Origin of the sequence: Actinophytocola glycyrrhizae (genome assembly GCF_042653545.1) — a bacterium.
Taxonomy (GTDB): Bacteria; Actinomycetota; Actinomycetes; order Mycobacteriales; family Pseudonocardiaceae; genus Actinophytocola; species Actinophytocola glycyrrhizae.
Map to the genome: position 1 here is coordinate 147,290 of NZ_JBHSIS010000008.1, position 24,757 is coordinate 172,046.

Annotated in this window: 21 protein-coding genes and 1 pseudogene; 12 read left to right on the plus strand and 10 right to left on the minus strand. The window is 71.0% G+C overall.

The window, feature by feature from the left end:
• Positions 1 to 14 precede the first annotated feature (14 nt).
• From ACFPCV_RS19225 to ACFPCV_RS19250, 6 genes are all read right to left on the minus strand, one after another.
• Entirely contained in the window at positions 15 to 1,055 is a 1,041-nt protein-coding gene (locus ACFPCV_RS19225; protein ID WP_378057608.1) for an ABC transporter ATP-binding protein, read from the minus strand.
• A complete protein-coding gene (locus ACFPCV_RS19230; protein ID WP_378057609.1) occupies positions 1,052 to 2,257 on the minus strand; it encodes an extracellular solute-binding protein in 1,206 nt (401 codons plus the stop codon). Before ACFPCV_RS19230 ends, ACFPCV_RS19225 begins: the two co-directional genes overlap by 4 nt.
• A 10-nt stretch (positions 2,258 to 2,267) precedes the next feature.
• Positions 2,268 to 3,920, minus strand: a complete 1,653-nt coding sequence (locus ACFPCV_RS19235) for a glycosyl hydrolase family 28-related protein (RefSeq protein ID WP_378057610.1) — start codon at positions 3,918 to 3,920, stop codon at positions 2,268 to 2,270.
• Between the two features lie 359 nt (positions 3,921 to 4,279).
• Positions 4,280 to 4,768 carry a flavin reductase family protein gene (locus ACFPCV_RS19240; protein ID WP_378057611.1) on the minus strand — a complete coding sequence of 163 codons (489 nt, stop codon included), beginning with the start codon at positions 4,766 to 4,768 and terminating at the stop codon, positions 4,280 to 4,282.
• The gene (locus ACFPCV_RS19245; RefSeq protein WP_378057612.1) at positions 4,765 to 6,054 is read right to left on the minus strand and encodes an RNA polymerase sigma factor; all 1,290 of its coding nucleotides are present in this window, start codon (positions 6,052 to 6,054) and stop codon (positions 4,765 to 4,767) included. The genes ACFPCV_RS19240 and ACFPCV_RS19245 overlap by 4 nt, the downstream gene beginning before the upstream one ends.
• Positions 6,055 to 6,102: 48 nt before the next feature.
• Positions 6,103 to 6,855, minus strand: a complete 753-nt coding sequence (locus tag ACFPCV_RS19250; protein ID WP_378057613.1) for a FadR/GntR family transcriptional regulator — start codon at positions 6,853 to 6,855, stop codon at positions 6,103 to 6,105.
• Positions 6,856 to 7,157: 302 nt separating this feature from the next.
• Between ACFPCV_RS19250 and ACFPCV_RS19255 the strand changes: the two genes are divergently transcribed.
• From ACFPCV_RS19255 to ACFPCV_RS19270, 4 genes and pseudogenes are all read left to right on the plus strand, one after another.
• The gene (locus ACFPCV_RS19255; protein WP_378057614.1) at positions 7,158 to 8,405 is read left to right on the plus strand and encodes an NAD(P)/FAD-dependent oxidoreductase; all 1,248 of its coding nucleotides are present in this window, start codon (positions 7,158 to 7,160) and stop codon (positions 8,403 to 8,405) included.
• The gene (locus tag ACFPCV_RS19260; protein ID WP_378057615.1) at positions 8,402 to 9,100 is read left to right on the plus strand and encodes a DUF1365 domain-containing protein; all 699 of its coding nucleotides are present in this window, start codon (positions 8,402 to 8,404) and stop codon (positions 9,098 to 9,100) included. The genes ACFPCV_RS19255 and ACFPCV_RS19260 overlap by 4 nt, the downstream gene beginning before the upstream one ends.
• Positions 9,097 to 10,303: pseudogene (locus ACFPCV_RS19265) on the plus strand (class I SAM-dependent methyltransferase). The gene ACFPCV_RS19260 and the pseudogene ACFPCV_RS19265 overlap by 4 nt, the downstream one beginning before the upstream one ends.
• Before the next feature lie 20 nt (positions 10,304 to 10,323).
• Positions 10,324 to 11,115, plus strand: coding sequence for an MBL fold metallo-hydrolase (locus ACFPCV_RS19270; protein ID WP_378057747.1), 792 nt, complete (start codon positions 10,324 to 10,326; stop codon positions 11,113 to 11,115).
• Here the strand turns inward: ACFPCV_RS19270 and ACFPCV_RS19275 are convergent.
• Genes ACFPCV_RS19275 through ACFPCV_RS19285 form a run of 3 tightly spaced genes read right to left on the minus strand, consistent with a single transcriptional unit; the run spans position 11,075 to position 12,599 of the window.
• The gene (locus ACFPCV_RS19275) at positions 11,075 to 11,386 is read right to left on the minus strand and encodes a DUF202 domain-containing protein (RefSeq protein WP_378057616.1); all 312 of its coding nucleotides are present in this window, start codon (positions 11,384 to 11,386) and stop codon (positions 11,075 to 11,077) included. The genes ACFPCV_RS19270 and ACFPCV_RS19275 overlap by 41 nt on opposite strands.
• Positions 11,383 to 11,757: a YidH family protein gene (locus tag ACFPCV_RS19280; protein WP_378057617.1), complete on the minus strand. Its 375-nt coding sequence runs from the start codon at positions 11,755 to 11,757 to the stop codon at positions 11,383 to 11,385. Before ACFPCV_RS19280 ends, ACFPCV_RS19275 begins: the two co-directional genes overlap by 4 nt.
• Complete coding sequence (locus ACFPCV_RS19285; protein WP_378057618.1) at positions 11,745 to 12,599, minus strand: SMP-30/gluconolactonase/LRE family protein; 855 nt, start codon at positions 12,597 to 12,599, stop codon at positions 11,745 to 11,747. The genes ACFPCV_RS19280 and ACFPCV_RS19285 overlap by 13 nt, the downstream gene beginning before the upstream one ends.
• Positions 12,600 to 12,706: 107 nt before the next feature.
• Here ACFPCV_RS19285 and ACFPCV_RS19290 point away from each other — a divergent pair, with 107 nt between their 5' ends.
• Positions 12,707 to 13,699: a LacI family DNA-binding transcriptional regulator gene (locus ACFPCV_RS19290; protein ID WP_378057619.1), complete on the plus strand. Its 993-nt coding sequence runs from the start codon at positions 12,707 to 12,709 to the stop codon at positions 13,697 to 13,699.
• Positions 13,700 to 13,844: 145 nt separating this feature from the next.
• A complete protein-coding gene (locus ACFPCV_RS19295) occupies positions 13,845 to 16,040 on the plus strand; it encodes a discoidin domain-containing protein (protein ID WP_378057620.1) in 2,196 nt (731 codons plus the stop codon).
• An 80-nt stretch (positions 16,041 to 16,120) separates the two neighbouring features.
• On the opposite strand, the gene ACFPCV_RS19300 is transcribed toward ACFPCV_RS19295, so the two are convergent.
• Positions 16,121 to 17,350 carry an ROK family transcriptional regulator gene (locus ACFPCV_RS19300; protein ID WP_378057621.1) on the minus strand — a complete coding sequence of 410 codons (1,230 nt, stop codon included), beginning with the start codon at positions 17,348 to 17,350 and terminating at the stop codon, positions 16,121 to 16,123.
• A gap of 203 nt (positions 17,351 to 17,553) precedes the next feature.
• On the opposite strand from ACFPCV_RS19300, the gene ACFPCV_RS19305 reads away from it, so the two are divergent.
• The 6 genes from ACFPCV_RS19305 to ACFPCV_RS19330 are packed head-to-tail and all read left to right on the plus strand — an operon-like array spanning position 17,554 to position 24,645.
• Positions 17,554 to 19,224 carry an ABC transporter substrate-binding protein gene (locus tag ACFPCV_RS19305; protein ID WP_378057622.1) on the plus strand — a complete coding sequence of 557 codons (1,671 nt, stop codon included), beginning with the start codon at positions 17,554 to 17,556 and terminating at the stop codon, positions 19,222 to 19,224.
• A gap of 5 nt (positions 19,225 to 19,229) precedes the next feature.
• Entirely contained in the window at positions 19,230 to 20,264 is a 1,035-nt protein-coding gene (locus ACFPCV_RS19310; RefSeq protein WP_378057623.1) for an ABC transporter ATP-binding protein, read from the plus strand.
• 2 nt (positions 20,265 to 20,266) lie between these two features.
• Complete coding sequence (locus tag ACFPCV_RS19315) at positions 20,267 to 21,247, plus strand: ABC transporter permease (RefSeq protein WP_378057624.1); 981 nt, start codon at positions 20,267 to 20,269, stop codon at positions 21,245 to 21,247.
• A 3-nt stretch (positions 21,248 to 21,250) separates the two neighbouring features.
• On the plus strand, positions 21,251 to 22,207 hold the full coding sequence (locus ACFPCV_RS19320) for an ABC transporter permease (RefSeq protein WP_378057625.1): 957 nt from the start codon (positions 21,251 to 21,253) through the stop codon (positions 22,205 to 22,207).
• Positions 22,194 to 23,213, plus strand: a complete 1,020-nt coding sequence (locus tag ACFPCV_RS19325; protein WP_378057626.1) for an ABC transporter ATP-binding protein — start codon at positions 22,194 to 22,196, stop codon at positions 23,211 to 23,213. Before ACFPCV_RS19320 ends, ACFPCV_RS19325 begins: the two co-directional genes overlap by 14 nt.
• A gap of 22 nt (positions 23,214 to 23,235) precedes the next feature.
• The gene (locus ACFPCV_RS19330) at positions 23,236 to 24,645 is read left to right on the plus strand and encodes a GH1 family beta-glucosidase (RefSeq protein WP_378057627.1); all 1,410 of its coding nucleotides are present in this window, start codon (positions 23,236 to 23,238) and stop codon (positions 24,643 to 24,645) included.
• The last annotated feature ends 112 nt before the right edge of the window (positions 24,646 to 24,757 follow it).

The window sequence follows — 24,757 nt, forward strand, 5'->3', positions numbered from 1 at the left end:
CGGTGCGGTCACGGTCACGGCGCGAACACCAGGACCCGCTCGCGTGGCACGTGGAACAGCACCTCGTCGCCGGGCGCGAGACGGCTCTCGGTGCGCACGTGCAGTGGTTCGCCGCCGGGCAGCCGCGCCTCGACGGCCTGCTCGCGGCCGTGGTACTCCACGATCTCCACCGCCGCCCGCACGGTGTTCTCGCCGTCGGCGTCGGCCACGGTCACGTCCGTTGGCCGGAACGCGGCGACCGCGCCACCTTCGGTGAGACCGTCGCGGTTGATCCCGGCGAGCGTGAAACCGTTGCCCACCACGGTGTCCTGTGTGGACATGGTGACCGGAAGCAGGTTGCGGTAGCCCATGAACCCGGCCACGTACCGGTTCGCGGGGTGCGCGTACACCTCCTCCGGCGAGCCGATCTGCTGGACGAGGCCGTCCCGCAGCACGACCAGCCGGTCGGCGAGCGCGAGCGCCTCCTCCTGGTCGTGCGTCACGTACACCGTGGTGAGGCCGAGCGTCTGGTGGAGTCTCCTGATCTCCGAGCGCATCTCCAGGCGCAGCGCGGCGTCCAGGTTGGACAGTGGCTCGTCCATCAGCACGAGCCGCGGTTCCAGCACGATGGCGCGCGCGATCGCGACCCGCTGCTGCTGCCCGCCGGACAGCTGCGCGGGGAACTTCGTCGCGTGGTCGGTGAGCTGCACGAGCCGCAGCGCCTCGTCGACCCGCCGTTCCCGCTCCGCGCGGGCGACCTTGCGCATGGACAGTCCGAACGCGACGTTCCGCCGCACCGACATGTGCGGGAAGAGCGCGTAGTTCTGGAACACCATGCCGAAGCCGCGTTTCTCCGGCGGCAGCGTGTCGATCCGCCTGCCGTCCAGGAGGATCTGTCCGCCGGTCAGCGGCAGCAGCCCGGCGAGGCAGTTGAGCGCGGTCGACTTGCCGCAGCCGGAGGGCCCCAGCAGCGCGACGAACTCGCCGCCCTTGATCGTCAACTCCAGGTCCCGCAGGGCGATGTGCTCACCGAACGCCCTGCTGACCCGGTCGATGTGGAGTTCGGCGAAGCTCATTTCGTCTTACCACTGCCGATCTCCCGGTCCCAGCGCTGGAACGCCGCCACCTGCTGCTCGGCCGGGAGCGAGGTCTCCTGCGGGTTGTCCTCGATGAGCCGGTCGTACTCGGGCCGCCCGAACTTCTCGATCGCGTCCCGCGACTCCTGCGGCGCCATGTCCAGCGTCACGTCCTTCACCGCGGGTCCCGGGTAGAAGTAGCCCTTGTCGTAGGCCTTCGCCTGCTGTTCCGGTTGCAACATCCACTCGATCAGCGCGAGGGTCGCCGAGAGCACGTCCTCCGACACCCCGCGTGGCACGACCGCGTAGTGCGCGTCGGTGACCCAGTGGAAACCGTCCAGAGTGGTCGTCTTCATGTGTGCGGGCACGGTCCCGAGCACGCGCGGGTTGATGTCCCAGCCGGTGGTGGTGGCGACGACGTCGACCGTGCCGTTGGCCAGGTTCTTCATGGTGTCGGTGGTGCCGGTCGGGTAGTAGTCGACGTACTTGCCCAGCTCCGCCAGGTACGCCCACGTCTTGTCCCACCCGTCGACCGGGTCCTTGGGGTCCTCGTCGCCGAGCAGGTAGGGCAGCCCCATCAGGAACGTGCGGCCGGGGCCGGAGTTGGCGGGCTGCGCGTACTGGAACTTGCCGGGGTTGGCCTTCGCCCAGTCGAGCAGCTCGCCGGTGCTCGACGGCGGGTCCGCGACGGCGTTCGGGTCGTACTCCAGCAGCGGGCCCGACGGGTAGAACGTGACCGTGATCCCCTGCCCCTGCGCCAGCTCCTGCATGTCCGCCGCCGCGGGCAGGTAGTTCTCGGTCAGGTCCGGGAAGCGGGACTCGAAGTCCGGGAACAGCTCCAGCACCAGCTCCTGCTCGATCACCGACGCGAGCCCGTCGGTGCCGGTGAGCACGAGATGTGTCTGCGACGACCCGCCGCGCTGCTCGGCCTGCAACTTGCCGGGCATCTCCGGCGCGGTCGACTTCGTGTAGTTGACCGCGCTGACGATGTTCGGGTGCTCGGCCACGAACTCGTCGATCATGCCCTGCGTCAGCTGCAGGTTGCCCGCCACGTCGAGAATGCTCAGCTCGACCGGTGCCGACGGCTTGTCCGGCACCGAGCTCGGCGCGTTCGCCGGTGCCGTCGTCTCCGGCGCGCCGCACGCCAGCGCGACGGCCAGCACCGCCGTCACCGCGAAGGCCGACCTCGTTGTCCTACGCATCGCAACGCTCCTATGTCGTGCCACGCAACCGGTGGCGCAGCTGGGCTTCGTACAGGTTCACCGGCAGTACCGCCTCGTCGAGCGCGTCGACGACCGAGGACAGCTCGCCGGTGAAGTCCTCCGGGTGGTCGGTCGGCCCGGCGGTGCCGCGCACCCCCACCACCGCGCTGTACGGGGCGTGCTCCTCCAGCCGGACACCGTGCGACCGGCCGCCGAGCACGTCGACGTTCCAGTGGCAGAACCGCGCGCCCCAGCGCGGCCCGGCGTCGCCCGCGCCGCCGGTGGTGCCGTTGTTGGTGACCGTGATCGCGGTGCGCACGCTCTCGAACGGCAGCGCGCGGTGCGAGTCGAACGTGCCCTCCATGGTGCCGTTCGACCACACGTTGCCCGACGAGAAGCCCTCGGTGTTGATGCCGTGGTGTGCGGCGCCCGGGGCGAGCGGGGTGGTGGCCCGCCGGATCTCGAAGCGGTCGACCAGCAGGTCATGGGTCTGCACGCGGCAGACGAACGTGTGGTGGCGGGCGCGGCCGCCGACGCGCACACCGGTCATCGTGACGCCCTTGGTGGTCGTCGAGCCGAAGCCGTTGTCGCTGTGCCACAGGTCGACGTCGCGCACCCAGCAGTTCAGCGCGGCCTGGAAGTGCGGGCCGTTGAAGCCGGGGTCGAGGTGGTGCGCGGTCTGCGGCACCTGCCGCATCTCGATCGCGAGGTCCTCGATGCCGGACTCGGTGACCACCGGGCCGAGCGTGGCGAACCGGGGCGACCAGCCGGTGCGCAGGTCGGTCTTCAGCGGCTGCGCGAGCACGACCGCGTCCCGTTCGACCCGGTGGACCTGCACGGGGAACCGGTACCGCGCGAAGTTGACGGCGAGCGGCCACGTGGTCAGCTCCGGTCGCAGGCGCTTCGCCGCGGTCTCCCACGGGTAGGTCGCGGCGCCGGGGACGTCGCCCGCGAGGTGCGCGAGCAGCGTGTTGTCGGGGGTGTTGTCGGCGAGCAGCAGCACGTGCTCGCCGGTCCGGAACGCCGACGGGTCGGACACCGGGACGCGGCGGCGGCCACGCGGCACGTCGGCGGTGACGGTCGCCAGGTCCCGGTTGTCCAGCCAGCCCTCGTTGCCGGTGAACCCGCTCACCTCCAGCGCGGCCCGCAGCTCGCGCGGGATGAACCAGACCAGGCCGCCGGACCACGACCACTCGTTGCGCGCCGCCGGGCGGTAGCACTCGGTCAGCGACCGGTCGAAGTACAGGCGGGTGCGGTGCTGCCCGGCGCCGCGGATCGCGACCCGGCTGTGGTGCACCCACACGACGCCGGTGAGCAGGTAGGTCCCCGGCGGGACGTAGACGGTGCCGCCGCCGTCGGCGCCGACCCGCTCGACCGCGGCGTTGAACGCGGCCGTGCAGTCGGTGACGCCGTCGCCTGCCGCGCCGAACGCGGTCACGCTCGCCCGCACACCGGGCCGGGGCAACGGCAGTTCGCCGCGCCGGTAACCGGCGTAGGAGACATTGGGGATGCGCGGGTGGGCGTCGGGGTTCGACAGGTAGGCGCGCCAGTGTTCGCTCCACTGTGGACGATCAGTCGCGACGGCGGCGCCTGCCGTCGCGGCCAGCAGGTAACCGCTTGCCGCCGTGGTTCCGGCAGACCGCAGGAAGTCGCGCCGATCCATGACTCGGAGCGTAGCGTCAGTTTTTCCCAAGGAAAAGGCTTTCCTACCCCCAGCACCCACCCCCGAAACTTTCGCCACCCCCACCCACCCACCAAAAGACCCCACCACCCCGCGAGTCCCCCGTTCAGAACCCGCGAGTCCCCGGTTCAGGACCGGTGAGTCTCCCGTTCAGGACCGCCGAGCCGACGGCCCCCACGCAGACCCGAACCGCCAACTCGACGGTCCTGAACGGGAGACTCGCGGGTCCCGAACGGGAGACTCGCGGGTTCTGAACCGGGGACTCGCGGGTCCCGAAACCGGGACTCGCGGGTTCTGAACCGGGGACTCGCGGGTTTGGGTGGGGTTTGTGGGTTGTGGGGTTAGGGGGCGTTGCCTGGGGGGAGGTTGCGGATTTGCTGGAACGGGAGTTGGGGGGCGCCGTGGGCTTCGCCTGCTGCTGCCGGGGCCAGGAGGAAGCCCTCGTGGTCGCCGGTGTCGTGGCGGGACAGGACGGTGCCGACGAACCACTGGTCGCAGTCCGCCAGCAGTGGCACCCCTTCCGGGCCCGGCCGCCACTCGACCTGCGCGAACTTGTCCCGCTCGCGGCCGGTCACGCCACCGAACAGCTCCGCCAGCGCGTGGTCCCTGGCCCTCGGCACGTGCACCGCCAGGGTGCGCGCGGAGCAGGCGACCTCGTAGGTCTCGTTCTTCTTCGACAGCCAGACCATGAACCGCGGCGGGTCGATGCCGCACTGCGACCCGAACCCGACCAGGCACCCCGCCCTGCGGTCCCCGGCGGCGGCCGTGACGATGTACATCGGGTAGTCCAGCCCGCTGACCAGCGCGTCGAACCTCGATCCCGCCGTCACCGGCCCTGCCCGCCGTTCTTGTCCGCCTTCTCCTCCGCCTTGGCCGCCTCGCGCTCCGCCTTCGCGGCGTCCTTCTCCGCCTTGCGCTCCGCCTTCGCCGCGTCCTTCCCGGCCTTGCGTTCCGCGTTGGTCTCGGCCTGTTCGGTGGCCCGGTCGGCGGCGTTCGAACTGCCCTTCGCCTGCTCGGCCCGGTCGGCGGCCTGCTCGGGCAAGGCGCCACCGCCCGGCTTCGCCGCCGGAGCAGCCGGGACCGCCGGGGCGGCCGGAACCACAGGAGCGGTCGAGGTCGCCGGTGGCTCCACGGGCGCCAGCACCATCGTCGGCCGCCCGGACGGCACCGGCCCCTGGATCGTCATCTCCCGCTCCGACACCGGATCGGCCAGCGCGGGCACCGGGGCCAGCGGATCGCACGCGGCGACCTCCGGCGACGACGCCACGGTGGTCACGGCCGTCGCGGCGATCACGATCAACGCGGCCGCCTTGGCGACCAACGTCTTCGCGACCGTCGCGGGCGCGGCGGCAGGCAGGTAGGCGGCGGCCAGGGACGCGCCGAGCAGCAGCGGCGCCACCGACGACCGCAGCTCGGCGTTGACCGTGGCGAGCGTGTCGGCTCGGGCACGGCAGTCGGAGCACCGCGCGAGATGCCTGCTGATCTTGCGGCTGAGCGGGTCCGGCACGCTGCTGCGCACCCACCCGGCGAGCTTCGACACCGTCGCACGGCACTCGCGGCTCTCGACGTCCGGAAGGTGCGCGCGCAGGTACGCCTGCCGAAGCCCTTCCCGCGCGCGGTACGCGAGCGCGGCGACGCCGTTGGGCCGCAGCCCGAGCAGCGGGGCGATCTCGGCGGGCGACTCGTCCTCGATCTCGGTGTGCCACAGCACGGTCCGCCACCGCTCCGGCAGGCTCGCGAACGCGCTCGCGGCGGCGTTCGCGTCCCACCGGCTCAGCACCGGATCGCCACCCGGCCGGGGGAGGTAGGTCTCGGGCACATCGGCGTACAGCGACACGTTCGCGCCCCGCGACCCGCTGATGGCGGCGTTGCGCAGCGTGACGAGAAGGTAGGCGCGGAACTCCTCCGCCGGGCCGCCGCCGTCGCGCAGCACCCGGAGCACGCGGGTGAACGCGTCCGCGACCAGGTCCTCCCTTTCCGCGGCCGTGCTGGACAGACACGCCGCGGCCCGTTTCGCGGCGTGCAGGTGCCGCTCGTAGAGCTCGCCGTATGCCGCTGAGTCACCGCGCCGCACGGCGGCGATGAGATCAGCGTCAGACCTCCGGTCCTCGGTCACCGAACCTGCCTACTCCGTTGTGGACTCGGTCGTCAACGACAACGTCGGTCAACGCCAGTCCACGACCTCGCGCATCATCCCGGGATGCCGTCGCCGTACATATGCGGCATATTCCGTCATGTGCTCGCGCATCAGTTCCTCCGCCCGGTCGACGTCCCCGTCGATGATCGCGCGTGCGATGCCGCAGTGCACATTCAGCACCCCGGGACGCCGCGACTTGGGAAACAGCGGCGGGGAAAGCCGGTCCCGGACAATGTCGGTGAGCGACTGCCCGAACAGGCTCATGACCGGGTTGCCCGCCATGGCGGCGACGAGCCGGTGGAAGTCGGCCGCGTGGCGCGTGTACTCCTCGTCGTCCACCCGGGCCGGGCGGGTGAACCGGGACATCTCCGCGACGAGCTGGGCGTCGTGCCGCTGCGCCGCGAGGCCGGCGAGCGTGGGCTCCATGATCACCAGCGCTTCGACGAGGTCGCCGAAGGTCACCCCGTCCATCTGGAAGAACAGCGTGGCCATGCGGCCGAAGTTCTCGGTGTGGACCTGGTCCACGGTCGGCCCGCCCCGCGGACCGGGCTTGATCGAGATCAGCCCGTGCACCTCGAGAATGCGCAACGCCTCCCGCAACGAACCCCGGCCGACACGGTACTCCTCGAGCATCTTGGCCTCTGGTGGCAGCTGCGTTCCCGGACTGAGCTCCTCTGCCCCGATTCGGCGGACGATATCTCGCGCGATCGCCTCTGACACCTTGTCGCTGCGTCTGACCGGCCTCCTGGGCGTCCCCGCGCCTGTTGCTGCCACCCGCACATGTTAGCGACATTGGCCAGAATGTCTCCCATTTCGGTCAGGCTTTTTCCAAAGGCAACGGGAGGATTCCGCCACACCGGCCGGATATTCCCGAGAGCGATGGATTACCCAGGCCGGGTCGAGTGGATACAACATCGCTTCCCAGGCCACGCCCGTTACACGTTCGCCTACTGTTGTCACAGACACACTGAAAACGTCACCGTCGGCCGGGGTCACCGACATTTCCACGGCCGCCCCGGCCGCCGCGTGGCACCGGACGGATTGGACGCAAGCCGCGCGCGCCACCGCACCGAATGACGGGCATGACTACCGAGAGGGTTGCCGTCATCGGGGCCGGGGTGGCTGGTCTGACCGCCGCCTACCTGCTGCAACGCCGCTACGACGTGCTGCTGTTCGAGGCCGCCCCCCGGCTCGGCGGCCACGCGCACACCCATGACGTGCCGTCGCCGGAAGGCACGGTCACCGTCGACAGCGGGTTCATCGTGCACAACGAGCGCACCTACCCGAACCTGCTGCGGCTGTTCGGTGAGCTGGGGGTGCGCACACGCGAGTCGGAGATGTCGATGAGCGTGCGCTGCCTCGGCTGTGGACTGGAGTACGCGGGCGCACGCGGGCTGCCCGGCCTGTTCGCGCGGCCACGCACCGCGCTGCGGCCCCGCTACCTGCGGATGCTTGCCGAGGTCACCCGCTTCCACCGGCACGCGCGGCGGGTACTGGCCGACGGCGGGGCGGAGGTCACGCTCGGCGAGTTCGCCGCCTGCTACTCCCGCTACTTCACCGAGCACTTCCTGCTGCCGATGGTGTCCGCGGTGTGGTCGGCGCCGGAGCGGGTCAGCCGCGCCTACCCCGCGCGGTACCTGTTCGGCTTCCTCGCCCACCACGGGCTGCTGTCCATCGGTGGCTCGCCGACCTGGCGGACCGTCGTCGGCGGGTCCCGCGAGTACGTAGAGCGCGCCGCGAAGGGGCTGACCGCGGTGCACGTCGGCACCCCGGTGCGGGCGGTCCAGCGCACGCCGGACGGTGTCGAGGTCCGGGACGACGGCGACCAGACCCACACCGTGGACCGGGTGGTCGTGGCGACGCACGCCGACGACGCGCTCACGCTGCTCGCGGACCCCACACCGGAGGAGAAGCGGGTCCTCGGCGCGTTCACCTACTCCCGCAACGAGACCTGGCTGCACTCCGACGACTCGCTGCTGCCGGTGGCGCGGGCGGCGCGCGCGTCGTGGAACTACCTGAAGCCCAACTGCGCGGGCGCCGACGAGGTGCTGGTGAGCTACGACATGAACCGGCTGATGCGGCTGGGCGGACCGGTGCCCTACGTGGTGACGCTGAACGCGACCGACCGGGTGGCCCCGGGCACCGTGCTCGCGCGGATGACCTACGAGCACCCCGTGTACACCCGGGAGTCCGTTGCGGCGCAACGGCTCCTGCCCGCGCTCGCCACGGACCGGACGGTGTACGCGGGCGCCTACCACGGCTGGGGGTTCCACGAGGACGGCTGCGCGTCGGGGGTGGCTGCGGCCGCCGCGTTCGGGGTGGGCTGGTGATCCTGTACACGGCGACGCTGACGCACGTCCGGCACCGGGCCCTGTACCGGCGGTTCACCCACCGCGTGCGGCTGTGGCTGGTGGACCTCGACGACCTGCCCGTGTCCCGGCTCGTGTCGTTCCGCGCGGCCGACCACCTCGGCGCACCGGACCGGCCGATCCGCGCGAACCTCACGGCGTGGCTCGCCACGCGGGGGATCCCCGCGCCGGGGCGCGTCCTGATGCTGGCGGCGCCCCGGTCGCTGGGTTACGTGTTCAACCCGCTGACCGTCTACTGGTGCGAGGACGCGGCGGGGGCGCCGATGTGCGTGGTCGCCGAGGTGCACAACACCTACGGGGAACGGCACTGCTACCTGCTGCGCCCGGACGAGCGGTGGCAGGCGGCGGCGGACAAGGCGTTCTACGTGTCCCCGTTCCTCGACGTGTCCGGCCGCTACCGGATGCGGCTGCCATCACCGGACGCGCGGCTGTCGCTGACGATCGCGCTGCGCCAGGACGACGAGCCGGCGTTCACGGCGACGCTCACCGGCCGCCGCGTCGGCCCCGCCACCGCGGCGCGACTGCTCGGCTACACCTTTTCCCTTGTGCCGCAACGGGTGCGGTTCCTCATTCAGCGACACGGCGTCGCACTGTGGCTGCGGCGGCTGCCCGTGGTGCCGCGTGCGCCCCACGTACCCCAGGAGGGTGTGCAGTGACCACGACGACGACCGGGACGACCGGGACGGCGCTGTCCGCCCCGCCCCACGCACCGCTGCGCGCGTGGGTCGCGGAACGCCTCTTCCGCCACGCGGCGAGGGACCTGCCCGTCACGGTGTCCTTCCCGGACGGGTCGACGGTCGGCCGGGGCGGCCCGGAGCTGCGGATCGTGCGGCCCTCGGCGTTCTTCCACCGGCTCGGCGCGCAGGCCAACATCGGGTTCGGCGAGGCCTACATGGCGGGCGACTGGACGAGCCCCGACCCGGCGGCGGCGCTGACGCCGTTCGCCGCACGGATGGCGACGCTGGTGCCCGCGCCCCTGCAGGTGCTGCGCGGGTGGGTGGACGCGCGCCGCCCGGCAACCGAGCTGAACACACCGGACGGTGCGCGGGAGAACATCCACCGCCACTACGACCTGTCGAACGAGCTGTTCGAGGCGTTCCTGGACGAGTCGATGACGTACTCGGCCGCGTGGTTCGCGCCCGGCGACGACCTGCACACCGCGCAACTGCGCAAGATCGACGGGATCCTCGACCACGCGGGCGTCACCGCGGGCAGCCGGGTGCTGGAGATCGGCACGGGCTGGGGCGCGCTGGCGATCCGCGCGGCACGGCGCGACGCGACGGTGACGTCGCTGACGATCTCGGTCGAACAGCGGCGGCTGGCGCGGGAGCGGGTGGCGGCGGCCGGGCTGACCGGCCGCGTCTCGGTGGAGCTGCTGGACTACCGGGCGGCGTCCGGCACGTACGACGCGGTCGTTTCGGTGGAGATGATCGAGGCGGTCGGCGCGGAGTTCTGGCCGGAGTACTTCGCGACGCTGGCGCGGGTGCTGGCGCCGGGCGGCCGGGTCGGGCTGCAGGCGATCACGATGCCGCACGACCGGCTGCTGGCCACGAGGCACTCGCACAACTGGATCCAGAAGTACGTCTTCCCCGGCGGGCTGGTGCTGTCGGTGCCCGCCATCGAGCAGCAGGCCGCGCGGGCGGGACTGGCGGTCGTGGAGCGCCGCAGCCTCGGCCCGCACTACGCGCGGACGCTGGCGCAGTGGCGGGCCCGGTTCCTGGCTTCGCGGGACCGGGTGGCGGCACTGGGTTTCGACGAGGTTCGAACGGCTGTGGGAGTTCTACCTGGCGTACTCGGAGGCCGGGTTCCGGTCGCGGTATCTGGACGTGTGGCAGTTCGGCCTACGCTCGGCCGGGTGAACACGCGGTCGGTCGGTGAGATGACGGTGACGGCGCTGCGCGACGCCCGCGGCCCGTACGTGACGTGGGAGGCGGCGTTCCCCGGCGCCTCGGCGCGGGACTGGGGCCTGGCGAGGAGCGCGGACCCGGCCGCGTTCGGGCCGGACGGCCGGTGGCTGCTGGACTTCCGCGCGTTCCTCGTCCGGTCGACGGCGGGCGTGACGCTGGTGGACACGGGCATCGGCCCGGTCGGCGCGCCAGCGCAGGGCTGGGCGCCGGTGCCCGGTGTGCTGCCCGAAGCCCTGGCCGCCGCGGATGTCGCACCGTCCGATGTGGACACTGTGGTACTGACCCACCTGCACTCCGACCACTGCGGGTGGGCGGTGACGCCCGAGCGCGCCCCGCTGTTCCCGAACGCGCGCTACGTGCTGCACCGCGACGAGGTCGCGTGGGTGACAGAACCGGTGGCGTCGTACGTCGTGGCACCGTTGCGCGCGGCGGGGGTCCTGCAGGTGGTGGCGGGCGAGACCGTGCTGTCCGCCCTGCCCTCCGGTGAGCGGGTGACGGTGATCCCGACCCCCGGCCACACGCCCGGCCACCAGTCGGTGGTGGTCGAGGGCGGCGGCGCGCAGGTCGTGGTGACCGGCGACGTGCTGGTGCACGCGGTGCAACTGGTGTCGCCCTCGGTGTCCTACCGGTACGAGGAGGACCCGGAGCTGGCCCGTGCCACCCGGATGGCGCTGCTGGCACGGGACGCGGAGCTGGCGACCCCGCACCTGACGGAGCCGTTCGTCAGAGCACTACCAACAGGAGACCCAGCGCACCGACCGTGACCACGGCGAGCGTGAGCACGAGCGCCGGCACGGCGAAGTCGACGGCCCGCTCCTGCCGCAGCCTGCGGTCCGCGCGCACGTAGCGGTCGTGCGACCAGCCGAGCACCCCGACGGCGAGCACCGCGGCCGCGAGCGCGGCGCCGAGGGCCCAGCCCTCGCCACGCACGACCGCGAGCCGCCCGGCGAGCAGCGCGCAGACGACGAGGCCGAGCGCGGTCCGCACCCACGCGAGGGACGTCCGCTCGTTCTGCACCCCGGGTGGCTCGGTCACCGCAGGTTCGCCACCACCAGCAGCACGAACAACACGAGCGCGACGGCCGCGATCCCGTACGACAGCCACGGCGCGACCCGCGGCGCGGGCAACGGCCGCCGCTCCCGCAGCGCCTCCTCGCTCCGCAGCCAGCGCCGGAACGCCATCGCGCTGAGCCCCACGCCGGCCAGCACGAGCACCGCCGCGAGCACCTGCCGCAGACCCGGCACCGCGAGTGGCGGCGCGAACGCCTCCAGCCCGATCCCGGCCGCCAGCAACGCGAGCGCGGTCCGGATCCACGCGAGGAAGGTCCGTTCGTTCGCGAAGCTGAACCTCGGGTCCGGGTCCTCGCCGCGCGCACGCAGCCGCGACGGCCAGGTCAACCCGCCCACTCCCCCGGCGCCAGCCCCGCCACCCCGGGCTCGACCGCGAACAGCGACCCCGCCAGCGGCTGGTCGGTGAAGTCCCGCAACCCGGTCCGGGCGGTGGTGACGTACAGCGTCGACAACGCCGGCCCGCCGAACGCGCACGACGTCACGCGTTGCGCCGGCACCTCGACGGTCGTCAGCAGCCGCCCGTCCGGGGCGTACCTGCGCAGCCCCCAGCCGTCCCACAACGCGACCCACAGGCAGCCGTCCGCGTCGACCGTCATGCCGTCGGGCCAGCCGCGGTCGACGTCGACGACCCGGCGGCGCCCGGACAGCGCACCGGTGGACGGGTCGTGGTCGAACGCGTCGATCCCGCCGGTCCGCGTGTCGATGTAGTACATGGTCGTGCCCTCCGGCGACCAGCCGAGACCGTTCGAACAGGACACCCCGGTCGCCACCGTGTGCAGCGAGTGGTCCGGGTCCAGGCGGTACAGCGCGCACGCGCCGGGCGGGTCGTCCAGCATGGTGCCCGCCCACAGCCGGCCCCACGGGTCGGCCTTACCGTCGTTGAACCGGCCGCCGGGCGGGTCGGTGTCCACGGCGTGCAGCAGCGTCGCCCGCCCGCCGCCCTCCGGACACGTGTACAGACCGGACGTGGTGGCGATGACCAGCCCACCCGCCGCGCGCACCGCGACCGTGCCGACGTCCTCGCCGACCTCGAAGAAGGTGTCCGTCCCCGATGCCGGGTCGAACCGGTGGACCTGTCCCCGCTGGATGTCCACCCATCGCAGGCACGAGCTGCGCGGATCCCAGACCGGCCCCTCTGCCAGCCGTGCCTGTCCCGCCAGCGCCACATCGACGATCACAGCAGGACCGTACCCCGGAGCACGTGTCGGCGACTTGTCGGCGACTTGTCGGCGGCCTCGCCGGTCAGGACGTCGGAGCGGGTCTGGGTGAACGTATCCTGACCCGCATGCGCGTGACGATCGCCGAGGTCGCCAAAAGGGCGAGGGTCAGCAAGACGACGGTGTCGCGCGTGCTCAACAACAAGGGCGACGTGGACGCGGCCACCGCCATCCGGGTCCGCGAGGTGATCGCCGCGACCGGCTACACGCCGAGCGCCGGCGCGGTCGGGCTGGCCAGGGGCCGCACCCAGACCGTCGGCATGCTGGTGCCCGGCCTGACGTGGCCGTGGATGGGCGACGTGCTGCAGGGTGTCGCGGACGTGCTGGAGGCCAGGGGCTACGGGCTGCTGCTGCACACGGTCAACCGCGGCGAGCAGTCCCTCACCCAGTTCCAGCGGCACGTGTCGGCCAACGCGTTCGACGGTCTCCTGCTGGTCGAACCGCCCGACACCCTGTCCTACATCACGAGCCTGCACGAGCAGGGCCTTCCCGTGGTCATGATCGACGACCGCGGCCACCACCCCGGCTTCCCCTCGGTCGCGACGAGCAACGACAAGGGCGCCGCCGACGCGGCGGCCCACCTGCGCGCCATCGGCCGCACCCGCCTCGCGATGGTGACCGGCCCGGCGGCGTTCGGCTGCACCCGCGACCGCACGTCGGGTTTCCTCGGCGCGGCGGGCGACGCCTTCGACCCGGCACTGGCGGTGGAGGGCGACTTCACGCGGGGCGGTGGGCAGGCGGCGATCGAGGAGCTGCTGGCCAGGGGCGTGCCGTTCGACGGCGTGTTCGCCCACAACGACCTGATGGCGGTCGGCGTCCTCGACGGTTTGCGGGCCGCGGGCCGGGCCGTCCCCGCCGACGTCGCGGTCATCGGCTTCGACGACATCTCCGTGGCGGAGCACACGCAGCCCGCGCTCACGACGGTCCGCCAGCCGTCGCGGGAGATGGGTGAGGCCGCGGCGACCATGCTCCTGGCCCACCTGGCCGGGGAGACCCCGCCGACGCGACCGCTGGTGGTCCCGACCTCGCTCGTGATCCGGGACAGCGCGCCCGCCAGCTGAACGGCCGTGCGGCCATTCGCACCCTTGACGGCCCCCAGTGGCTGCTTGTTGAATGCATCACAGGTCCGGAACCGGTTCCGGTACCGGTTCCGGACCCAATGACGATCCATCCCCTGCACCTTTCTGGATCGAAACAGGTAGGCCTATGAAACGCATCCTCGCCGCCGCGACAACGGTGTTCGCGGCCGCGGCCCTCCTCACCATCCCGCAGGCACAGGCGGCGCCGCTCGCCTGCGGGACCACCAACGTGGCACAGGGCAAGCCCACGACCGCGTCCTCCGCCGAGAACGCGGGCACGCCCGCGAGCGCCGCCGTCGACGGGAACGCGGGCACGCGCTGGTCCAGCGCGTTCTCCGACCCGCAGTGGCTGCGGGTCGACCTCGGGTCGGCACAGCAGATCTGCCGGGTCGGCCTGAACTGGGAGGCCGCGTACGGGCGGGCGTTCCAGCTCCAGGTCTCCGCCGACGCGAGCACGTGGACCACGATCTACTCGACGACCACCGGAACCGGCGGCAACCAGTCGCTCGACGTCACCGGCACCGGCCGCTACCTGCGGGTCAACGGCACCGCGCGCGCCACGCAGTACGGCTACTCGCTGTGGGAGCTGTCCGTGTACGCCGAAGGCGGCACCGGCGGCCCGGTGATCCCGCCGACCGACCCGCGCAACCCCAACCTGGGCCCGAACACGTTCGTCTTCGACCCGTCGACGCCGCAGAGCACGATCCAGTCGCGGCTGAACACGATCGCGGCGCAGATGAGGACCAACCAGTTCGGCACGCAGCGGTACGCGGTGCTGTTCAAACCGGGGTCCTACAACGCCGACGTCGACCTCCGCTTCTACACCCACGTCGCCGGGCTCGGGCTGCTGCCAGACCAGGTGAACATCAACGGCCACGTGCGCGTCGAGGCCGACTGGCTCCAGCAGGGCGACAACCCGGACAACCTCGGCAACGCCACCCAGAACTTCTGGCGGGCGGCGGAGAACATGTCCGTGACCCTCCCGAGTGGACAGATCGAGCGCTGGGCGGTCTCGCAGGCCGCGCCGTACCGGCGGATGCACCTGCGCGGCCAGGTCCAGCTGTGGAACGGTGGCGACGGCTGGGCTTCCGGCGGCCTGATTGCCGACTCGCGGATCGACGGGGTCGCGGTGTCCGGTTCGCAGCAGCAGTTCTTCACCCGCAACAGCGACCTGCGCGGCGGCTGGAACGGTTCGGTGTGGAACATGGTGTTCACCGGCACCACCGGTGCGCCCGCGCAGCAGTTCCCGAACCCGTCGCACACGGTCGTCGACACCACGCCGAAGATCCGGGAGAAGCCGTTCCTGTACGTCGACGGCACCGGCGAGTACCGCGTGTTCGTGCCCGCGCTGCGGGAGAACACCCGGGGCACGTCGTGGGCGAGCGGCAACCCGGCTGGCACGTCGATCTCGCTGGCGGACTTCTACGTCGTGCAGGAGGGCACCCCGGCGGCGACGATCAACGCGGCGCTGGCGCAGGGCAGGCACCTGCTGTTCACGCCGGGCATCCACCACCTGAACGACACGATCCGGGTGACGAACCCGAACACGGTCGTGCTGGGCCTCGGCCTGGCGACACTCACCCCGGACACCGGCCTCCCCGCCATCACGGTGGCCGATGTGGACGGGGTGAAGCTCGCGGGGCTGCTGATCGACGCGGGACCGCAGAACTCACCGGTGCTCGCGGAGATCGGCCCGGCAGGCTCGTCGGCGAGCCACGCGGCGAACCCGACGTCACTGCACGACGTGTTCTTCCGTGTCGGCGGTCAGCACGCCGGCAAGGCGACGGTCTCGTTGCGGATCAACTCGAACGACGTGATCGGTGACCACATGTGGCTGTGGCGCGGCGATCACGGCACCGGCATCGGGTGGAACACGAACACCGCGCAGAACGGCCTGGTGGTCAACGGCGACAACGTGATCATGTACGGCCTGTTCGTCGAGCACTACCAGCAGTACCAGACGATCTGGAACGGCGACAACGGCCGGACGTACTTCTACCAGAACGAGATGCCCTACGACCCGCCGAGCAACGCGGCATGGGGTTCGAGCGGTGGCGGCGCCCAGGGCTGGGCGTCGTACAAGGTGGCCGACTCGGTGACCAACCACGAGGCGTGGGGTGTCGGGGTGTACTGCTTCTTCAACACCAACCCGTCGGTGGTCGCGAGCCGCGGCTTCGAGGTGCCGAACAAGCCGGGCGTCCGCTTCCACGGCCTGGTGACGGTGTCACTCGGCGGCGTCGGCACGATCAACCGCGTCATCAACGACACCGGAGAGGTGGCGAACCAGGCGCACCAGGTGAGTTACGTGACCAACTATCCGTGAGTGGCACCTGACTTGGTGCCCTGAAAGGCGCGTTCAGGGCGTTGGGCGCCCTGAACGCGCCTTTCAGGACACTCCGGTGGTTACAGGGCTGGGGTCTTCGGGCGGATTCTCGGGTCCGAGCCCAGGCTCAGCAGTGCCTCCACCGGGAGTGTCGCCGCCCCGACGGCCACCGCGTCCGGGCCCAGTTCGCACAGCACGATCGACGTCTGTTCGTAGGCGTGCCGCAGTGCGTGGGCCGCTGTCGCGGTGCGGATCTCCGGGAGCAGGCGGGAACCGAGTGCCATCCCCGCCCATCCGCCGAGCACGATGCGTTCCGGGTTGAACAGGTTCACCAGGTTCGCGATGCCCGCGCCCAGGTACCCGACCGTCTCCGCCACCACCGCCGCCGCGGTCTCGGACCGTTCCGTGGACGCCAGCAGGAAGTCCAGTTGCGACTGTTCGTCCACGCGGGGAATCGCCCTGCCGCCGCGGGCCTTCCGGAAGCGGTCGAGGATGCCCTCCGCGCCGACGTACGCCTCCAGGCAGCCCAGCGCGCCGCACCGGCACACGCGCCCGCCGTAGGACAGCGTGGTGTGGCCCCACTCCCCCGCGCTGCTCGTCGCGCCCCGGTACGTGGTGCCGTCGGTGACCACCGTGGCGCCGATCCCGGAGCCGATCAACGCGATGACCGCGTGCCTGGCGCCCCGGCCCGCGCCGAACCACATCTCCGCCTGACCCTGTGTCTTCGCGCCGTTCTCGACGAACACCGGGACCGTGATCCCGTTGGCGCGCAACAGGTCCGGGAGGGCCACCCCGTCCCAGCCGATCGTCTGCGCGTGCACCCGGACCGTCGCGCCCTGCTCGACCGTGCCGGGCACCCCGATGCCGACGCCCAGCAGCGACGACTCCGCCACCCCCGCCGACGCCAGCAGGGTGCCGAAGCCGGCCGCGATGATCTCGCCGACGAGCGCGACGTCGGGCTGCGGGGTCGCCAGCGGGCGGTCGACCTGCGCGAGGCGGGTCATCGCCAGGTCGAACAGCTCCATGGTCACGCCGGTCTCGCCGACGTCGATGCCGACGACGTGGCCGTACGTCGGGTCCACGCGGAGCAGCACGCGCGGGCGGCCGCCGTCCGACTCGACCTGGCCTGCCTCGATCACGAGGCCGTCGTCGATCATCTCGCCGACCACGTTGCTCACCGTCGCCGCCGAGAGGCCGGTCCGGCCGCCGAGTTCGTGGCGGGAGAGCGGGCCGTCGAAGAAGAGCGTGGACAGCAGCGTCGACCGGTTGCGCCTGCGCAGGTCACGGACCGTCGCGCGTCTCTGCTCCATGAGCACCGTCCTTTCCCGACCTGGTCGGCGTCAGCCTAGCCAGCCGGGACGATAGTTCATGCGCCGACTTTATTCGCGTCTTTAAATAAGGCTAAGTTCGTTACCCGGCCGTTATTGACGTGACCGGGCTCACCTAGTTGACTCCGACCCAACAGGCAGCGTGCACGCTCGCGATCCCTTTCCCCGACAAAGGAGTCCGGTCCATGCGACTCAGGCGAAAGGCCGTGGCGGTCGCCGCGGCGTTACTCCTCACCGCTTCACTGGCGGCCTGTGGCGATGGCACCACGGGTGGCGCGGGCAACCCGAACGGCGTGCTCAACATCGGCATGCCGAACGGCCCGCAGACCGAGAACCACAACCCGTTCCTCCCGTCCAGCTCGAGCAACTCGCTCGGCTACCGGTGGGCGCTCTACGAGCCGCTCGTGATGACCAACCAGGTCAAGCCCGACGAGGAGGGCAAGCCCTGGCTCGCCACCGAGTGGACCTGGTCGGACAACTTCCGCGAGCTCGACCTGACGATCCGCGACAACGCGACCTGGTCCGACGGCAAGCCGGTGACGGCACAGGACATCGCGTACACGTTCACGCTGCTGAAGAACACCCCGGCGCTGAACATCAACGCCATCCCCTACGCCGAGGCCGTCGCCGAGGACGACAAGGTGACCGTGACGTTCACGTCGTCCCAGTTCGTGAACCAGATGGACATCCTCACGCAGACGCCGATGGTGCCAGAGCACATCTGGTCGAAGATCACCGATCCGGCCACCGACACGGTGAAGAACCCGGTCGGCTCCGGCCCGTACACGCTGAAGACGTTCACGCCGCAGACGGTCACGCTGACCGTGCGGGACAGCGGCTACTGGCAGGACCTGCCGCAGGTCAAGGAGCTGCGCTACACGTCGTACAACGACAACAACGCGCAGACCACGGCGCTCGCGAACGGCTCGTCGGAGTGGGCGTTCACGTTCATCTCGAACTACAAGGCGGTCTACGTCGACAAGGACCCCGAGCACCACAAGCTGTGGTTCCCGCCGGTGCTCGGCGTGCACGGCCTGTTCCTCAACACCGAGCTGAAGCCGTTCGACGACCCGGTGCTGCGCCGCGCGATGAACATGGTCATCAACCGCAACGACGTGTTCATGCAGGGTGAGGCGGGCTACTTCTACCCCGAGGTCAAGAACGTCACGGGCATCCCGACGCCCGCCGGTGAGTCGTTCCTCGCCGACGAGTTCAAGGGCGAGGAGTTCGAGGTCGACGTCGACGGCGCCAGGAAACTGCTGACCGACAGCGGCTACACCTACTCCGGCGACACGCTGCTCGACAAGACCGGCAAGCCGGTGCAGCTCACGCTGTCGAACCCGGCGGGCTGGTCGGACTACATCACCACGCTCGAGATCCTGAAGGACAACTTCTCGGACCTCGGCATCGCGGCGACCGTCGACAAGGCCAACCAGGACACCTGGACCAGCGACGTCGACACCGGCCAGTTCGAGGCCGCCATGCACTGGACCAACAACGGCGCGACCCCGTACGACCTGTACCAGTCCATCATGGACGGTGCGCTGTACAAGCCGGTCGGCACCGCGGGCGTCAACGGCAACTGGGGCCGGTTCCGCAACGCGGACGCCACCGAGGCACTGCACCAGTACGCGAACGCCGCCGACGACACCGTCCGCCAGGAGGCGATGGACGAGCTGCAGCGGATCTACGTCGAGCAGGCGCCGGTGCTGATCACCGGTGCGGCCAACGCGGGCGGCGAGTACAGCACGAAGAACTGGGTCGGCTGGCCCGACGAGGACAACCAGTACGCGCCGGCGCAGCCGACGCAGCCGAACGCGCTCGACATCATCCTGCGCCTGAAGCCGGCCTCGTAGTCCTCATGACGGCGAGCACCGAACCCGCCGCCCCCGGCACCACGGACGTGGTGCTGGAGGCGGTGGGCCTCACCAAGCACTTCCCGATCCGCCGCCGCCTGCGCACGCTGTTCGCCGCGCAGCGGGCGGTCCACGCCGTCGAGCAGGTCGACCTGGCGCTGCGTAAGGGCCGGGTCACGGCCATGGTCGGCGAGTCGGGGTCCGGCAAGTCGACCGTCGCCCGGCTGATGGCGCAGCTCGTTCGGCAGACCGACGGCCAGGTCCTGCTGCACGGCGAACCCGTCCGCACGGGCGGCCGCCGGTTCCGCGCCTACTGCAGGCGGGTGCAGATGGTCTTCCAGGACCCGTTCGCGTCGCTGAACCCGATCCACACCGTTCGCTACCACCTCACGCGGGCGCTGAGGATCCACCGCAGCGAGACCAGCGCGGAGGAGTTGCTCACCCGGGTGGCGCTGACCCCGCCGGAACGGTTCCTGTCGAAGTTCCCGCACGAACTGTCCGGCGGGCAGCGGCAACGCGTCGCGATCGCCAGGGCGCTGGCCGCGGGCCCGGAGGCGCTGCTCGCCGACGAGCCGGTGTCCATGCTGGACGTTTCGATCCGGCTGGGTGTGCTGAACCTGTTGCGGGACCTGCGCGACCGGCTCGACCTGGCGATCCTGTACATCACGCACGACATCGCGTCGGCGCGGTACTTCGCCGACGAGGTGCTGGTGCTGTACGCGGGCCAGGTCGTCGAGGGCGGCAGCGGCGAGGCGGTGACGCAGCGCGCCGCGCACCCGTACACGAGGTTGCTGATCGCGTCCGCACCCGACCCGGACCGCATCGCGGGCACGGAGGCCGAGGTCACCGACGCGGGCGGTGGCGAACCGCCGAGCCTGATCGAGCCACCGGCGGGCTGCCGGTTCCACCCGCGCTGCCCGCACGCGATGGCCCGCTGCGAGTTGGAAGCGCCGCCGCGGTTGCCCGTCGAGTCCAACGGCGACGGCCCCCACTGGGCTGCGTGCTGGCTGTACGACGCGAACACCGTGGAGGCGGGCTGACCATGGGCTACCTCCTGCGGCGCGTCGGGTTCTACGTGTTCACCGCGTGGGCGGCGATCACCATCAACTTCTTCCTCCCCCGCCTCATCCCCGGTGACCCGGTCCAGTCGCTGATCGCCCGCTCACAAGGCCGGCTGGACACCTCGGCGATCGAGTCGCTGTACATCCTCTTCGGGCTCGACACGGACAAGGGCATCGTCGAACAGTACGGCGACTACCTCGGGCAGTTGTTCCGCGGCGACCTCGGTCTGTCGTTCACGTTCTTCCCGACGCCCGTGTCCGAGGTGCTGGCCGACTCGCTGCCCTGGACGCTCGGGCTCGTCGGGATCACCACGGTGATCAGCTTCCTGCTCGGCACGTTCATGGGGGTCCTCGCGGGCTGGTGGCGCGGCTCATGGGCGGACATGCTGATGCCGGTGACGACGTTCCTGTCGTCCATCCCGTACTTCTGGCTCGGCCTCATCGCCATCACGCTGCTCGCCGACCGGGGTGGCGCGTTCCCGTCGTCGGGTGGCTACGACCCCGGCGTGGTGCCGAGCTGGGACATGGACTTCGTGTGGAGCGCGGTACACCACAGCCTGCTGCCCGCGATCACGATCCTGATCTCGTCGATGAGCGGCTGGGTGCTGTCGATGCGCAACATGATGCTCACGGTGTCCTCTGAGGACTACATCACGGTCGCGCACGCCAAGGGTCTGTCGGAGCGCCGGGTGATGGTCGGCTACGCGGCGCGGAACGCGTTGCTGCCCAACGTGTCCGGGTTCGCGTTGTCGCTCGGGCTGATCGTCGGCGGCACGCTGCTCGTCGAGATCGTGTTCTCCTACCCCGGTGTCGGGTTCCAGCTGTTCCAGGCGGTCGGCGCGAAGGACTACCCGCTCGTGCAGGGCATCTTCCTGATCATCACGCTGTCGGTGCTGGTCGCGAACCTGTTCGCGGACCTCGTCTACCTCCTGCTCGACCCGCGCACCAGGAAGGAGGGCTGAGCCGTGGCACTGCCCACCGCGGACGTCATGCCGGTGACCGCGCCGGTGAAACGCCGCCGCAGGTCGCGGTTGCTCGCCAACCGCAAGGCCACGATCGGCCTGGTCATCTTCGGGTTCTTCTGCCTGCTGGCGGTCCTCGGGCCGGTGCTGGCACCCTACGACCCCGGCGAGCGTGGCGACCAGCTGCTGGTCGGGCCGACGGCCGACCACTGGTTCGGCACCACGCACCTCGGTCAGGACCTGTTCAGCCAGATGCTCGACGGTTCCCGCAGCGTCATGCTCGTGGGGCTCGTCGCCGGTGTCGTGGCGACGGTGCTCGGGGTGCTGGTCGGGGTGACCTCCGGCTACCTGTCCGGTCTTGGGTCGGAGGGCCTTTCCGCGCTGTCCAACGTGTTCCTGGTGATCCCGGCGCTGCCGCTGATCCTCATCATCACGCTGTCGCTGCCCGAGACCGACGACATGACGATCGCGCTGGTGATCGGCTGCACGTCGTGGGCGTGGGGCGCGCGGGTGCTGCGGGCGCAGACGCTGTCGTTGCGGCGCAGGGACTACGTCGAGGCAGCGAGGGCGACCGGGGAGTCGACGTGGCGCATCATCGGGTTCGAGATCCTGCCGAACCTGACCGCGGTGATCGCGGCGAGCTTCATCGGCACGGTGATCTTCGCGGTACTGTCGGAGATCACACTCGCGTTCATCGGGGTGCCAGGGGTCTCCGAGTGGAACTGGGGTGCGATCCTGTTCTGGGCGCAGAGCCAGCAGGCGCTTGCGCAGGGCGCGTGGTGGTGGTTCGTGCCGCCCGGGATCGCGATCGCGTTGCTGGGCACGGGGTTGGCGCTGCTGAACTTCGGCATCGACGAGTACGTCAACCCGCGGCTGCGCAGCAGCACGAAGGTGCGCGGGGTCAGGATGCGGGTCGGCTTCACGCCGGTGCTGAGGGGGAGCGGACATGGTCACGACTGAGCCGGTACTGGAGATCCGCGACCTGAACGTGAACTACGGCCTCGGTGACGACGCCGTGCACGCGGTCCGGGACGTCAGCCTGACGCTCAACCGCGGCGAGGTGCTCGGCCTGGCCGGGGAAAGCGGCAGCGGCAAGTCCACGCTGGCATACGGGATGCTGCGGCTGCTGCCACCACCAGGCGTCATCACCGGTGGCCAGGTGCTGTACCACCCCCGGGACAGCGAGCCCATCGACCTGATGACGCTGTCGACCGCGAAGCTCCGCCGGTTCCGCTGGTCGGAGATCGCGATCGTGTTCCAGGGCGCGATGAACTCGCTCAACCCGGTGCACACCATCGCGGCACAGCTGTGCGACGTGATCGCCGCGCACGAGCCGAGGACCAGCCGGGCCGCGCAACGGTCCCGCGCGAAGGACCTGCTCGAACTGGTCGGCATCAACGCCGACCGGCTGGGCAGCTACCCGCACCAGCTGTCGGGGGGCATGCGGCAGCGCGTGATGATCGCGATGGCGCTCGCGCTGGAGCCGCGCGTGGTGGTGATGGACGAGCCGACGACCGCGCTGGACGTGGTGATGCAGCGGCAGATCCTCGCCCAGCTGGTGGAGCTGCGGGAGCGGGTCGGGTTCTCGGTCCTGTTCATCACGCACGACCTGTCACTGCTGGTGGAGTTCTCCGACCGGATCGCGATCATGTACGGCGGGCGGATCGTCGAGTCCGCGCCCGCCGCCGAGCTGTACCGGGAGTCGCTGCACCCCTACAGCGACGGCCTGCTGCACTCGTTCCCGGCGTTGCGGGGGCCGCGCCGGGAGCTGACCGGCATCCCGGGATCGCCGCCGGACCTGCGTGCGATGCCGTCGGGGTGCGCGTTCCATCCCCGCTGCCCCAGGGCGTTCGAGCCGTGCGCCGACGAATCGCCTGTCCTGGCCGCGCCGCCCGGCAGCGACGAACGGCCGGGCGAACGGACCGTGGCCTGCTGGCTGCACGCGGTCGAGCGGGTCAAGAGCTGACCCGGCCGCCGAGTTACGGAGGATGGATCTCTTGGATACCACAGTTGCACCGGCGTCCGAGGCGGAGCTGATCGCGAGCCTGCCGACGGACTTCCGGTGGGGGGTGGCCACCTCGGCCTACCAGATCGAAGGGGCGTACCAGGAGGACGGCCGCGGAGTGTCCATCTGGGACACCTACTGCCGCACGCCGGGCATGGTCGATGGTGGTGAGAACGGTGACGTGGCGTGCGACCACTACCACCGGATGCCGAAGGACGTGGCGCTGATCTCCTCGCTCGGCGTCGACGTGTACCGGTTCTCCGTCGCGTGGCCGCGGATCCAGGCCGACGGCACCGGCCCGGCGAACGAGAAGGGGCTCGCGTTCTACGACCGGCTCGTCGACGAGCTGCTGCGCGCTGGCGTCGACCCGTGGGTCACGCTGTACCACTGGGACCTGCCGCAGGCGCTGGAGGACAGGGGTGGCTGGCCGGAGCGGGACACGGCGTACCGGTTCGCCGACTACGCGATGCTGGTGTTCGACCGGCTGGCCGACCGGGTGCGCACGTGGACCACGCTGAACGAGCCGTGGTGCTCTGCGATGCTCGGCTACTACGAGGGCAGGCAGGCCCCGGGGCGGCGGAACTTCGCCGACGCCATGGACGCGGTGCACCACCTGCTGCTCGGCCACGGTCTCGCCGCACAGCGAATGCGGGCCGCGGCGACCGAGCCGATCGAGCTGGGCATCACGCTGAACATGGGCACCGCCATGGCCGCCTCGGAGAGCCTCGCCGACCAGGAGGCGGCGCGGCGGGCCGACGGTCTCGGCGCCCGGATCTACCTCGACCCGCTGCTGCGCGGCCAGTACCCGGGCGACATCGTGGACGACCTGTCGGTGCGCGGCATCAAGATGCCCGTGGTCGACGGTGACCTGAAGATCATCAGCGAACCGATCGACGTGCTCGGCGTCAACTACTACTCCAGCCACCGCTTCACCGGGGTGGACGCGACCGGCCGCACCGAGGACGAGGACGGCAACCCGATCACGGTCAACGTGCCGCTCGGCCGGCCGGTGACCGCGATGGACTGGGAGATCGTGCCGGAGGGCTTCACCGAGCTGCTCGTGCGGCTGTCCCGCGAGTACCCGGGCACCGCCATGGTGATCACCGAGAACGGTGCCGCGTTCGACGACCGGCCCGACCCGTCGGGGTACGTCGCCGACCACGACCGCACCGCCTACCTGTCGGCGCACATCGCGGCGGTGGCGGCGGCCCGGCAGCAGGGGGCCGACGTGCGCGGTTACTTCGCGTGGTCACTGATGGACAACTTCGAGTGGTCCTACGGGTACGCGAAGCGCTTCGGGCTGGTGCACGTGGACTACGACACGCAGGTCCGCACCCCCAAGCAGAGCGCGCTCTGGTACCGGGACACGATCCGCCGCGTCCGCGGCCGGTGACTCACCGTCGGCGGCGGCCCTCCGGTCGCCGCCGACGGGAAGGTCCCGTCCCGTCCATGTCGTCCAGGTTGACCCGGGGTGAACGACAGGTGCCGTTACCACACCTTTAATG

What these genes read in the sequence shown, in the direction of transcription:
- ACFPCV_RS19235 (WP_378057610.1), bottom strand. Translation starts at nt 3,920, where the DNA reads ATGGATCGGCGCGACTTCCTGCGGTCTGCCGGAACCACGGCGGCAAGC.
- ACFPCV_RS19315 (WP_378057624.1), top strand. Translation starts at nt 20,267, where the DNA reads ATGGGCTACCTCCTGCGGCGCGTCGGGTTCTACGTGTTCACCGCGTGG.
- ACFPCV_RS19230 (WP_378057609.1), bottom strand. Translation starts at nt 2,257, where the DNA reads ATGCGTAGGACAACGAGGTCGGCCTTCGCGGTGACGGCGGTGCTGGCC.
- ACFPCV_RS19295 (WP_378057620.1), top strand. Translation starts at nt 13,845, where the DNA reads ATGAAACGCATCCTCGCCGCCGCGACAACGGTGTTCGCGGCCGCGGCC.
- ACFPCV_RS19225 (WP_378057608.1), bottom strand. Translation starts at nt 1,055, where the DNA reads ATGAGCTTCGCCGAACTCCACATCGACCGGGTCAGCAGGGCGTTCGGT.
- ACFPCV_RS19290 (WP_378057619.1), top strand. Translation starts at nt 12,707, where the DNA reads ATGCGCGTGACGATCGCCGAGGTCGCCAAAAGGGCGAGGGTCAGCAAG.
- ACFPCV_RS19330 (WP_378057627.1), top strand. Translation starts at nt 23,236, where the DNA reads ATGGATCTCTTGGATACCACAGTTGCACCGGCGTCCGAGGCGGAGCTG.
- ACFPCV_RS19325 (WP_378057626.1), top strand. Translation starts at nt 22,194, where the DNA reads ATGGTCACGACTGAGCCGGTACTGGAGATCCGCGACCTGAACGTGAAC.
- ACFPCV_RS19255 (WP_378057614.1), top strand. Translation starts at nt 7,158, where the DNA reads ATGACTACCGAGAGGGTTGCCGTCATCGGGGCCGGGGTGGCTGGTCTG.
- ACFPCV_RS19310 (WP_378057623.1), top strand. Translation starts at nt 19,230, where the DNA reads ATGACGGCGAGCACCGAACCCGCCGCCCCCGGCACCACGGACGTGGTG.
- ACFPCV_RS19270 (WP_378057747.1), top strand. Translation starts at nt 10,324, where the DNA reads ATGACGGTGACGGCGCTGCGCGACGCCCGCGGCCCGTACGTGACGTGG.
- ACFPCV_RS19300 (WP_378057621.1), bottom strand. Translation starts at nt 17,350, where the DNA reads ATGGAGCAGAGACGCGCGACGGTCCGTGACCTGCGCAGGCGCAACCGG.
- ACFPCV_RS19305 (WP_378057622.1), top strand. Translation starts at nt 17,554, where the DNA reads ATGCGACTCAGGCGAAAGGCCGTGGCGGTCGCCGCGGCGTTACTCCTC.